13 protein-coding genes are annotated in these 11,941 nt (G+C 38.8%); 1 reads left to right on the top strand and 12 read right to left on the bottom strand.

What is annotated here, in order from left to right; all coding sequences use genetic code 11:
• Together LEP1GSC203_RS19380 and LEP1GSC203_RS19375 are read right to left on the bottom strand one after the other, a co-directional pair.
• Positions 1-638, bottom strand: a 638-nt coding sequence (locus LEP1GSC203_RS19380; protein ID WP_002975784.1) for a nucleotidyltransferase family protein, incomplete at its 3' end; no start/stop codon positions are given.
• Between the two features lie 34 nt (positions 639-672).
• Positions 673-1,320, bottom strand: coding sequence for a hypothetical protein (locus LEP1GSC203_RS19375; protein ID WP_002975759.1), 648 nt, complete (start codon positions 1,318-1,320; stop codon positions 673-675).
• On the opposite strand from LEP1GSC203_RS19375, the gene LEP1GSC203_RS19370 reads away from it, so the two are divergent.
• A complete protein-coding gene (locus LEP1GSC203_RS19370; protein WP_232225952.1) occupies positions 1,315-2,823 on the top strand; it encodes a M30 family metallopeptidase in 1,509 nt (502 codons plus the stop codon). The two genes, LEP1GSC203_RS19375 and LEP1GSC203_RS19370, sit on opposite strands and share 6 nt — an antisense overlap.
• On the opposite strand, the gene LEP1GSC203_RS19365 is transcribed toward LEP1GSC203_RS19370, so the two are convergent.
• The 10 genes from LEP1GSC203_RS19365 to LEP1GSC203_RS19320 all read right to left on the bottom strand — a co-directional run bounded on the left by LEP1GSC203_RS19365 (position 2,777) and on the right by LEP1GSC203_RS19320 (position 11,941).
• Complete coding sequence (locus LEP1GSC203_RS19365; protein WP_002975593.1) at positions 2,777-3,838, bottom strand: DUF1574 domain-containing protein; 1,062 nt, start codon at positions 3,836-3,838, stop codon at positions 2,777-2,779. The genes LEP1GSC203_RS19370 and LEP1GSC203_RS19365 overlap by 47 nt on opposite strands.
• An 84-nt stretch (positions 3,839-3,922) precedes the next feature.
• Complete coding sequence (locus LEP1GSC203_RS19360) at positions 3,923-4,285, bottom strand: PLU-1-like domain protein (RefSeq protein WP_002975630.1); 363 nt, start codon at positions 4,283-4,285, stop codon at positions 3,923-3,925.
• 58 nt (positions 4,286-4,343) lie between these two features.
• Positions 4,344-4,799 carry an SRPBCC family protein gene (locus LEP1GSC203_RS19355; protein WP_002975701.1) on the bottom strand — a complete coding sequence of 152 codons (456 nt, stop codon included), beginning with the start codon at positions 4,797-4,799 and terminating at the stop codon, positions 4,344-4,346.
• Positions 4,800-4,899: 100 nt separating this feature from the next.
• A complete protein-coding gene (locus LEP1GSC203_RS19350) occupies positions 4,900-6,213 on the bottom strand; it encodes an SAM-dependent methyltransferase (RefSeq protein ID WP_002975788.1) in 1,314 nt (437 codons plus the stop codon).
• The gene (locus LEP1GSC203_RS19345; protein ID WP_232225951.1) at positions 6,170-6,988 is read right to left on the bottom strand and encodes a DUF1365 domain-containing protein; all 819 of its coding nucleotides are present in this window, start codon (positions 6,986-6,988) and stop codon (positions 6,170-6,172) included. The genes LEP1GSC203_RS19350 and LEP1GSC203_RS19345 overlap by 44 nt, the downstream gene beginning before the upstream one ends.
• Complete coding sequence (locus tag LEP1GSC203_RS19340) at positions 6,979-8,250, bottom strand: NAD(P)/FAD-dependent oxidoreductase (protein ID WP_002975787.1); 1,272 nt, start codon at positions 8,248-8,250, stop codon at positions 6,979-6,981. The genes LEP1GSC203_RS19345 and LEP1GSC203_RS19340 overlap by 10 nt, the downstream gene beginning before the upstream one ends.
• 26 nt (positions 8,251-8,276) lie before the next feature.
• Entirely contained in the window at positions 8,277-9,104 is an 828-nt protein-coding gene (pyrF, locus tag LEP1GSC203_RS19335) for an orotidine-5'-phosphate decarboxylase (RefSeq protein ID WP_002975655.1), read from the bottom strand.
• The gene (locus LEP1GSC203_RS19330) at positions 9,101-9,970 is read right to left on the bottom strand and encodes a hypothetical protein (RefSeq protein WP_002975600.1); all 870 of its coding nucleotides are present in this window, start codon (positions 9,968-9,970) and stop codon (positions 9,101-9,103) included. Before LEP1GSC203_RS19330 ends, pyrF begins: the two co-directional genes overlap by 4 nt.
• Positions 9,967-10,698, bottom strand: coding sequence for a hypothetical protein (locus LEP1GSC203_RS19325; protein WP_002975724.1), 732 nt, complete (start codon positions 10,696-10,698; stop codon positions 9,967-9,969). The genes LEP1GSC203_RS19330 and LEP1GSC203_RS19325 overlap by 4 nt, the downstream gene beginning before the upstream one ends.
• Entirely contained in the window at positions 10,688-11,941 is a 1,254-nt protein-coding gene (locus LEP1GSC203_RS19320; RefSeq protein ID WP_002975741.1) for a hypothetical protein, read from the bottom strand. Before LEP1GSC203_RS19320 ends, LEP1GSC203_RS19325 begins: the two co-directional genes overlap by 11 nt.

The following is an 11,941-nucleotide window of genomic DNA, read 5'->3' as shown; positions in this document are numbered from 1 at the left end:
ACGCACACACTAATTACATCTGTTATCTCAATGACACCTGATTTTGCCGAGGCAGGAGTTTTTTTAAAAAACTCAAAATACTCTGGAGTAAAAAAGTAACTTCCTAATCCCAAAAGTTCATTGGGAGGATTTTCTGGTTTTTCAACCAGATTTAGTATTTTATCATTCTCTAATACAACAGAATAGTTTTTTCGAATCCTTGATAGTAAGGAAGTTTTTACAACCCCAATAGATGCAGACATTTTGGGATGTTTCTTTAAAACTTTTAAAAATATATCGTGATCGGTTCGGTAATAAAATTCATCTCCGAGAATAGTGAGAAAAGGTTCATGGATCAGTTTTTCCAAACTCGCCACATCGGAAGCTAACCCTCTTTCCGTCCAATTCACGGGTTCAATCACTACTTTTGGTAGGACCGTACGAATGTGTTCAATTTCCGAGATAATTTGTTCTTTGAGGTGGCCTACTAAAACATAGACCTTTTCGATTCCAAAGGTCTTCACCATTAACTCCACATTGCGGTGGAGAATGGACTTTCCTTCTATGACGAAGAGAGGTTTTGGAATGAAACTGGTTCGGGGATATGCTCGGGTTCCTTTTCCGGCAGCCGCAATGACCCCAATTCTGATCTTTTTCAATGTAAAAGGAAAGTCCCTGAAACGAACACCTGGGTCAATTAGAAAAGGTTCGTTTCCACCGGTAGAATTGTAAACCTTCCTTGGATTGGTAACCTGGGAATGGCTCCCAATTACGCTTAGAAGGATTCCATGCCCATTCTGGGTTTCTTCCACCCAGTCCATTCAAATGAAAGCCCCAAATGCCTTCCGTTGTCATCTGCGGCGCATTAAAACGAACAGCTACCGGATTGCCTACGGTATGTTCCAAAACATAAGGAAGCACTACTTGCTTTCTTGTCCCAAGCAGGGATTCGGAAAGAATGAAAAAACCTGATTCATCTAATCCCAGCCGAAACTCCAAATGGTCACAATCGAACCTCCGCAATAGTGCCATTTTTTTGCCCCAAACATCAGTGGCACGAATCTGGCAAGCTTCTGGAACCAGGAGGAATCCCTTGCCCTCTTTTGTCGCTTTGCCAACAAACAAAACCTCTTCCCAACCTCTAGATTTTTGGAACCGAAGTTCCTGAGCATTATAAAAAGAGTTTCCCTTTTCTGTAAAAATTTCTATTCCTAATATTAGGTAACCGTTCTCAGTAGTTAACTTTTCGGAAAAATACAAACCATCTAGTGACTTTCCAAAGTTTGGATTCGTCCAAAAGAAGGTTAAGGAAAAAAGGCTGGATACCAGGAACTTATGCATTTGAAACGACTGATCCTTTTTCCTTTCTTCTTTTTAACATCATTCACATCTTATTGTATCCCGCTCAATCCACAAACAGAAAAAAATAACGACCTAATGCTCCTTCTTGGAACTTATGCACTCATTGGAGCCAATTGTGTGAACGGATCGGATCTCTGGGCCAGGGATTTAACCACACAAACGAGTGTCTGTGTCCCTGTTGATTTAGTAAGTTCTGGTACGAACGTAGAAGTTTATAAAGAAAGATCTTTATCAGTTAATTACGACTTAGCAAAGTTTGCTCGCGATTTTGATACCATCACTTATCCTGCGCTGATTGCGACCTTCGGCACACCAAGTGATATCGACGGAGACGGAAAAGTAAAAATTCTTGTTATGGACATTCGGGATGGAGCTACAGCAAACAGTGCTTATGTGGCAGGATACTTTGATCCTATGAACTATTTCCCTGACAATTTATTTTCCCGAGTTCGTTCCAATTATGCAGAAGTATTGTATTTGGATGGCAAAGAACTCATAATCGCTCTCACACGCGACCCAAATGCTTTTGCTTCCACCGCAGCCCATGAATTCCAACACTTACTTCGATACCCAAGAATGCGTGCAGCCAACCAAACTGACGAAATTTGGATCAACGAAGGAACAAGTGAAGTCGCAAGTGATATAGCAGGGTATGGTCCTCAAATCAGTCGATTGGATTGTTATTCGGGAGTGAATGATTCACGCTGTTCTGATGGAATCAATGGAGTTTCACTACTCGACTGGGATAGTAGCGGATCGGACATTCTAAAACAATATTCCTATGCTTATGTATTTATGCGGTATCTCTATGATATCTCAGGAATTACAGAGACAGAAAGGCAAAACTTTTTTAGAAACACAGTGATTGGTGCCGGCGGCACTAGAGCAAACTCCACGGGTAATTTAATCAACTTGTTTAAAACTTCTGCTAATTTTGATTCCACTGCACTAGGCTCTCAAAATTCTGATGTACTCTTTCGATTATTTGCCTTACTCAGTGCCCAAAGTTTTGGAATCGCTAATCTTACTTCAGTAGAACAAGTTACAGCTGATGGAGCATCACCTACAACCATCAACCTTTCTGCTGCTTTTGTAAAATACCCCTTACCTACAAATCTAGCAAGAATTGTCACAAACCCAGTGAATCCAACCACACCAAAGGGCACAATCAAACAAGGATCAACAAACTTCTATTATACGAGTACGCCAACTATCTCTGCAGCAATATCGCGGAAAAACTATGGAAGGATTGTCACAGCTCCTTCGAAAGGAGTGTTTTTTTGGGCTGATTCTCCAGCAGGAATCAATGTTAGCGTTAAGTATGTGCAAACAAACGAAGATGGAACAATGATGATTCCTAAAAAACCTCGTTCGTTAAAATCGGTGATCGAAGGGAACCCTAATTCAGGACCAATCCCCATTTGTGGAATAGAATTTACAGATGATTCGGTTCAAACTTCCGAAAGTAATCCAATAGAATAGAACGCATCAAACTTCGATAACAATCCTTTGCCACATGACCACCATCTGCAAACGCATTACAAGTGTATGATGGGTCATTCTTTAATTTGAGAATGGAAAGATTATGATTTGATGTGATTTCATCGATTTCTTTCTCCCAAGTTTTGACGAGAGGTTCTTTTTCCATCAGTGCTTCAAAGTCAGGTGATGAAAGAGGCCAGATAATCACCGTTTTGATTTTTTCTGTTTGCAGACGATCTAAAATCTTTTCATAAAATCCAAACTGCATGGGACTTCGAACATAGGATGCAAATAACCAATCCAATGTTCTATGGCTCGTCATTTGTAAAGAATTGGAATCCTTTTCCATATAATTGTCGATTGGAGAAAGACCATTTCCATTATGGGTGAGGATATAATCGTAAGTTGCCTGATGCATTCCAATGGCATTATCCAAATATGGATTTTTATAGTTTTTCCACATCTGGTCTAAGTAGGGTTTGTATGTTCCCACAGCAAAAAGTTTGCGACCTAAATAAAAGGACACATGGTCTTTTCCAAATAATCCTAAGTTTGAAAGTACATAAGATAAATCAAAACTATAAGTTAAGTTAGAACTTTTGAAAACCGAGTTCTGGTTAAATTGGTTTGGATCGGTTTCCATAATGACTAAGTCTGGCCTAATCCCCGCATCCAATACCTTTGTCAGTTGGAAGTCATAATAAGCAGGTGTGGTTACAGCAGAAGATAAATTATAAATATCCCAATCTGGATAAAAAGAAACAAGCTCATCATGATCGAAATAAAGGAGCCGGGAAGAGCCCAGAATTAACATGATTTTTTTTGTTTTTGGAGAATGGACCCCTGGTTTTTCAGTAACCAGCTTTTCTAAAAAATCTGATTTTGCTTTATAGTTAACAGCCGTTAAATCTATTTTGGTAATTGTCTGAATATAGGGGATTCGAAATAAAGAATCAACTAAAAACAAAAATAGTAAAAGGATAAGCGGGTAAAAAAGAAACCGTGCCTTGAGCATATCTGAAAGGAGAAAGGAAATGGATTTAATTGTAAAGCGAATTGAGGTGACTCTCCCTTGGTTTCCACCGAGGGAGAGAAAAGTTTAAGCGACTTGTGTACGAGCGAGTTTGCGTTTCTTTTTAAGATTTACAAACCAGTCATCCGCATTACGAACATGGCTTACAAGTTTCTTAACATACTCCCGGTTTTCCGGGTTCAGAATCTCACGTGCTTCTTGAATGATTTCTTCCACAGTTTTTACATGAAAAGTAAAATAACTAGTAAAGAGTTCATAATACTCTCTATCCGTATTCTCCCAATCCTTTGACTGAATGTCAGCAGAAAACTCAGATAACTGTGGTATGTCGATTTCAGGTGTCGCATCAAAATGATTGTTCATCATTGCGATACGGTCTGTTATATCAGTTAATTTCTGGAAATACGTTTCCAATTCGGGATATTCCATCTTCCAACCCTCCTTAACAACCCTTACTTTTACCAGGATTTTAGAAAGGCCTTAGAGATCAAGTCTTTTTAAAAAATTTTGTGATATCTGGATTTTCATTCAGAAAGCCTTTTAAGTGAATGGCTTGCCCATCCCATGCCTCTTTTGCTCCTTCAATCCACACATCCGAACCCTCTCCCTCAGGAAATCCCCCATTAACAATCGTTAATTGAGATTTGTTTGGACCCAAAGATTCAAATAATAATTGTAAATAAATGTTTCCGGTAGGATCTGCAGGATGGTCTTTCCATTCCATAACCAATTCTTTGAGTGGTTCGATTTTTTTATAAACTCCATGAGTAGTGAAATCACCCTCAAGTCCCAGTTTCCATGTCCAAGAGAATTCACCACCAACCTTTGGCCTTCCTCTTACCTCATCGGCCAACCAATGGACTAACACCTCGTAGACGGTGATTCCCGACCACAATCGTTCTATTGGTTCATCAAAGGTAAATACTGACTTCGTTTCTCTCATAGACAGAGTAGTAAAGATTAAGGTTTCCCTTGGCAAGATGTTTTTTGGATAGGAAACTACCAGTTTAACTTCGGCACTGGTAGTTTCCGACTGAATCGATTTAGATTGTTAGGTTGTTTGGCCTAACGTAAACTGATTGAACGACACTGATATTTCTCATCTGGAAAGCAGCGGCACAATATGCTAAGTAGTATCTCCACTTTCTGATAAAAGTTTCGCTATAACCTTGATTTCTTACTTCCGTTAAATTCTCTTCAAAACTCGTTAGCCAAATTCTTAAAGTCTTCGCATAACTTAGACCCATATCTTCTAGATGGAAAAGATACATATCTCCTGTACGATTGATGGCTTGGTTCATTCGGCCAATTGAAGGCAAAAGAGAACCAGGGAAAATATGTTTCTGAATGAAATCGATTCCATTTTTAAAGGAAGTAAATCTAGAATCGGGACAAGTGATGACTTGGAGAGCCATAATTCCATCTCTTGTGAGAAGGTCTTGGCATTTCTGAAAGAAGGTTTCGTAATAAGCGTCCCCTACTGCCTCTAACATCTCCACAGAAACGATCTTAGTAAACTGTCCTTCTATTTTACGATAGTCTTGAATCCGAATTTCGATTTTTTCTGAAAGTCCTTCTTTCTCAATTCTAGCCTTTGCAAAAGCATATTGTTCTTCAGAAAGAGTGACTGTAGTGACACGACATCCATAATTTTTTGCAGCATGAATGGATAAAAAACCCCAACCACTTCCAATTTCTAAAAGATGGTCACCTGGATTTAGTTTCAACTTTTGACAGAGTTTGTCAACTTTTCGAGTTTGTGCCTCTTCGAGTGTGTCCTCAATTGCTTCAAAATAAGCAGAACTATAAGTCATCGTCGGATCTAAAAACAATTTATAAAATTTGTTCCCTAAATCATAATGTTCCACTATATTTTTTTTACTACCTGTTAGGGTGTTTTTACGTAAAAAATGTAGGAATTTATTGCCTAAATTAAACAAATCCAAATGAAATAATTTTTTTTTGGCACCTGATAGACTAGGACTGTCATCCACGTTTAATATAAACCATGAGATCACATTTTCAATAGAGTCAGTATCCCAATCACCAGTTAAATAGGATTCTGAAAACCCAATATCACCATATAACACTGATTTCTTGAAGAAAACAGGATTTTTTATGTGTACAAGTGCCGAATGAAATTTCGGATCAAAGTTAGAATTGGGATCTCCAATGATCACTTGCTCTCCATCCGGAAGAATCATTCTTAATGATCCTCGTTTCATGGAACTCATTGCTTTAAAAAATATTTTCCTATAAATAGGAAACTGTTCGAAGGTAGACTTGTTCTTTAATTCGGTAAAAAGTTCTGAATCAATCGTTTCTTGTAAGAGGGACTGGTTCTGTGATTTTTCCAAGGGGAACTCCTGTTTGTTTCTCTAAGTTTTGGCCTTTCTTTATATACGGAATTTTTTTCATCCATAACTTGAAAGCTTGCCAATGAATCAATGTTATTATTTTGACGGTGATGAATGGAAATTGGGTAAAAAGTTTTAATAAGTATTTAGAATGAAATGGAATTTTTTTTCCAAGAAAGGAAGTTGTCAAAATTCGTTTTCCATTTTCAAAGGAGTCGACACCAATCTGCAATTGATCGTTGGGTACGTTCAATCGAAACTCAAATTCGGAATCTAAAGGAATGAAAGGAGAGACATAAAAATTCTTTTGTTCTCGAATGTACACTTCTGGATTTGCAATTGTACCTTTCATATTCTGAAAGTATCCAAGGTAGGGTTTGATTTCTCCAAACGTGTTTCCTACTTCTGCCATTGATACTAGGGGTTGTCCTGATTTGTCATAACAAAAATAAAAGCTTACCGGATTGAACACATATCCGAGTACCCTTAGGTTGGTTAATAGAAATATCTTTCCAATATTGGTTACCCCCGATGCTTCCAGAAATGCCTTCACATTTTCATAAATGTTCTCTTTTCCAAATTGGAGGTGGTCTTTGTCATAAAACGAAAACAAGTTCCAACGATTTCTTGAGAACCAAAAACTTTTGTAGGACAACTGGTCTATTTCTGACAAATCCAAATAAAAATTGAAAATTCGATATTGGAATTTGTTGGGTGTGGGAGCGGTTCGTGCATGGAACACGTCCGCTTCATATATACAGGAATTTAAGTCCATGGATCCCTTTTTAAAATGCTTCGAGAGACATTGACAGCAGACAAAAACCCATCCTCATGGAACCCATACCGAAAGTAAGCTCCTGCATAGTAGATTGGCCCCGATTCGTTTAACTCTGGCAGACGACTTTGTCCGAGAGAAGCATCGACAGAAAAAAGCGGATGTTCATAACCAATTTTTTTTATGATTTTGTCCTTTGCCACACGGTCCGGGTCATTGATGGTCACAAAATAATTTTGTTTTTTGGATACATTTTGCAATCGGTTCATCCAATAGATGGTATAAGGATCCTGTTTTCCACTTTTCCCTTCGATGATTTTGTAATTCCAACTCGACCAACAAGAAGAAATTTTTGGCATATCACTGGCATCTGTATGAAGGGTTGCGGTATTGTGTTGGTAGCGGTAGAGAGGGAGTAATTCACTTTCCAATTTCGTCGGATTTCCCAGCAATTTTGCAGAAATATGGCCATGAGTGGCTAGTAAAACTTTATCAAAGACCTCTCTCTTCCCTTCGCCAAACACTAGTTCTACCTTACCATCTTGTGTCCGATTTACTTGTTTCACAGCTGTGTTCAGACGGAAACGGTCCTTAATGGGTGCTATGATTCGTTTGCTATATTCATGAGAGCCCCCATCCACTGTATACCATTGGTGTTGGGTATTTAGCCCCAAAAATCCATGGTTGTAAAAAAAACGAATGAGCGACTTAGCCGGAAATGCTAACATCAAATCGGGTGGAGTGGACCAAACTGCCGAACTCATCGGGATTAAATAAAAATTGAGAATGTCTTTTCCATAACCAAAAGTTTCCATATACCGACCCAAATCCCAATCATCATACTTTGGATCTTCCAATATCTTTGGAGCCGATTTGTTGAACCGGTCAATCTCAAGTAACATTTTCAAATACCTAGGTCGAAAAATGTTTTTTTTCTGCGCAAAAAGTCCTGCCAGTCCCGATCCACTAAACTCTAGTTTGGTGGGGTCGTGTTGGACACTAAAGGACATGTCCGATTTTTTTGTAGGGACATTCAATGTTTGGAAAAGTCTAAGTAAGTTTGGATATGTGACATGGTTAAATACAATAAAACCGGTATCAATCGGAATGGATCCTCCATCCTCTTCCACCATGACTGTATTGGTATGACCACCGATATAATCGGCACTATCAAATATGGTTAAATCAAAATCATTTTTTAAGAAGTAAGCAGAACCGAGTCCTGCGATTCCTGTACCTACAATGGCTAATGTTGCTTTCACTTGTTTCCCTGGTGCTGATTAGACAGTCAGAGAAAGAGTTGGTTCATTTGTAAGTGTACTTCCTCTGCTTTCTTTTTTGCGACTTGTCCGAAATTTTCATCCAAAGTACTAAGTGTAATCCCTCTTGAGGAATTGATCAGTGAACGTTTCCCTGATGTTTGGACGATGGAATTTAAATCCCCACCTTGAGCACCAAACCCAGGAATGAGAAAATACATTTCTGGATGCCGTTTCCGTAAGGACTGAATTTCTGATGGATGGGTTCCTCCCACCACAAGCCCCACTTGGTTTGGATACTCTTCGCCGAGCCTTGCCATTTGGTCACTCACCTCTTCATATAGGAAGATATCTTTACCCACTAGTTTCTGTTTTTGAAAGTCAGAAGAGCTGGGATTGGAAGTTAGGCCCAAAACAAAAATGTATCCACCTAAATCCAAATAAGGCACCAAACTATCCCTACCCATGTACGGATTTACTGTCAGAGCATCTACTTGGAGAGTTTGGAAAAAGTATTTTGCATATTCCTTCGAGGTATTGGCAAGATCTCCTCGTTTTGCATCCATTACAATAGGTACGTCAGGAGAAACTTCCTTCATCACTTGTACCATATGTTCTAAGGCAAAGTATCCCTCTGCTCCCAATCGTTCAAAGAAAGCCACATTTGGTTTCCAAGCAGTTGCATAAGAATGGGTGTATCGAATGATGGTTTCTGTAAAATGAACTAATGGTGCCTTCGATTCCAAACTTACCTTGGGTAATTTATCTAATTCGGGATCAAGACCGATACAAAGTAAAGACTGAAGAGAGTCTCTTCTTAAATTGAATTTTTGAATGAACTCGGATCTATGATTCACTTGGGTTCCTTAAATTGGATCTTTTGTTTTCTCTTCTCTATTTCCAGATCAATGTCTCTTTTTTTATAACGACCATAGATATGTCCCGGTATGACTGCTACCGCAGTGATAGGATTGGCCACAACATCCCCAATGGCTCCTCCAACATAAGTAGAATAAGCAGGAGTAAGTAGTTCATAAGAAGATTCCAATTGTTCTTTGTCATCTTTTTCAGCAAAATAATTTAATGCATCATCGGAGGCCCTTGCTTCATGGTAAAGGGCACCTACGACAGGAATGGCGTAAACGGCAGCATAGAAAGTTCTTTTTTCTCTTTGCGCAAAGTCTTTGGCATGCCCACCTTCATGGATGACAACAGGAGGTAAATCAGAGTATACATTGATTGTGTTTGTAAAAGAATTATAATGATCTCCACCAATGGTTCCTGCAAACAACCGACCAGGAAGAAAAGTATAAGCAAGTAATGAAATCGATCCAAAAAAATACCGGACTACAGGATTGATATTTTTATTTTTCGGAAGTCGTTTCCATTCAGAAAGAGGTGCATATTGATTGAAACGTACCTTCACATCACGCAAATTATTTTCTTTAATATAACGGATCAAATAGTCTTTTGTCTCTTTTGAAATGTAATGGTTGTCTGCTTTTAAATTCCAAAGTACTAACTTGGAAGGAAGAGAAAAAATCCAATTTCCTGTTTGGTCCAAAATCCAAACCGGTTCCCCTTCTTCAAATTGTGGGTCGTCTTCTGTAAATTCAGGGCTCGGTAGGTATGGGTTTCCATAATTGTATGGTTTCTCCAAAGAATAACAGTTTGTGAGGTTTAACCCAATCCAAAATAGAATGACAAGAGTTTGGAATTTCATAGACTCTCGAGAATTTCCTTTAGTTTTGGATCCACTGGTTCTTGTTTGGTGGGAATTTGTTTTGGTTTCACAGGTTGTGGTTCTAGCGGTTGATTCTCCTCGATCGGGGAACTACCGTTATACCCTGATAAAACCTCCAACTTAGTAAAAAATTCTGAAAGTGAATTTCTACCCAGTTGATTCAATTGGTCTTCTCTGTTTCCTCGAAATCCGTTGTATGGCACATACCAAAGAAGTGGGACTACCGTTAAGACACTCCCTGTGAGATAACAATTGGTTACCCTAGAATCGATCTCGTCATAGTAAGAAAACTGTTCTTCTCCATTGTTTGCGATTTGGATTCTTACTTTCAATTTAACAAAACTTAAGTTTTTAGAACACCTGTCAAGAGAGACTAATTGAAATTCGTCGACAAAAATCTTCCCTCCTCTATCGAGTAACAAAGGATAACGGTTCCCTCGCATAGAAAGTTCCTTTCGAATCAAATAAGATAAGGGACCATATTCATTGGGAAGTCCTTCTGGGTTAAAAAAATACCCATCATAAACCCCCATTTTCATTCGGTTCTCTTCTTTCACAAAGATTTGAATATGATCCATTTTTTTAACATATTCAAAAGCTGTTTCCTTAGGAAAAGGTCTGTAAACTCGAAGGGAAATCCCACAGCCCAAGGTAAAAAAACAAACCGACAAAAGAGATATCGTAGAAATACAAACTCTAAAATACATAAGTATATCCGATGAAAAAATTCGAAATGGCATAAACCCGAGAAGAACGTTTGTCTGTTCCATCTGCTTCATAGAAAGCCGAACTTAAATAATAATCTCGAACTCCTGAAACAAAGGACTCCTGATTCAAAGCGCGAATGCCGGGAGCCGTAGATTCATTGGCCCTCCAAATGTATTGAATCACCTGAAATCCTAACTGAAATTTATGATGTGTGAGCGGAGTCCAATTGGCTTGTGCCAGAATGTCTAGTCCAACAACAGAAGTCTGTAGTGGTTTTTCTGAAAATAATGAATACGCTTCTCCGGCAGAAACTTGGGATTCTGCGAAACGAGAAAGCCCTCCATTTCCAGTTGCCATATCCCTTCGGTAATTAAGCCTTCCAAGAGGGGTGATAAACATATCCCCTCCTATATCATAAGAAAACTCTTCTTGGACCCTGTGATAAAATCGGAACCCAGCACTTGGAGCTATATACCGCATTGAATCTCGCATAAGACCCGTTTGCCCCAAAGACTGTGAAGTAAATACCGAATTGGTATGAAAAGATCCGGTTCGAATTCCAAAATCCCAACTATAGCCAAAATCTTTTGAATACTCTTCATAGATTTTAACAACTAACTTATGTTCGGCGCTATTAAGTCGATCGGAATGATGAGCAAACTGCAAACCTCCGATAAATCCATAAGAAAGATAATCCGTAGAAGTTTGGAATTGGTAGTATACATACTCTAATCCCCACTTCGCTGATTTATGTTTGTAAGCTACTTTCGGAGAAATCGAACCCGATCCTTGTTGTTTTTCTAAATCATAAGTAAAAGGAAGGGATCGTATATTTTGATAACCTATCGCCGAACGAGGAAAATACGGTGTGCCAGCTTGAAATGCAACTCTACCATTATCGTTTGCCCAATCATTTCCGGAAGTAAAAGCACCACCCTGCCCCATAAGCCTGATTCCAATTTCCCAAGTTCCCTGGTTGAATTCTAAAGAACCTTTATTAGTAGCTGGGAGATTCGAGGTGATGGGATAATTTGGCTCGTGGTTTCGTTCACTAAATTGATCGGAACGAATTCGTTTTACTTTGGCACGAAGTTCTTCCGCTTTTTTTGGATACCCACGTCCCTCATAAGATTCTGCTTCTAATTCCAATTTTGTTGCTCTTGTTTCCCCGGCCCAAAGGGATTCGGGCCTTGTCAGAGAAAAAACTGAGAATAGGAAAAAGAAAACAGAAAACCATTTCAC

The sequence above is a fragment of the Leptospira terpstrae serovar Hualin str. LT 11-33 = ATCC 700639 genome (assembly GCF_000332495.1).
GTDB lineage: Bacteria > Spirochaetota > Leptospiria > Leptospirales > Leptospiraceae > Leptospira_A > Leptospira_A terpstrae.
The sequence above is the reverse complement of the archived record's forward strand: the minus strand, read 5'-3'. Positions and strand labels throughout refer to the sequence as shown.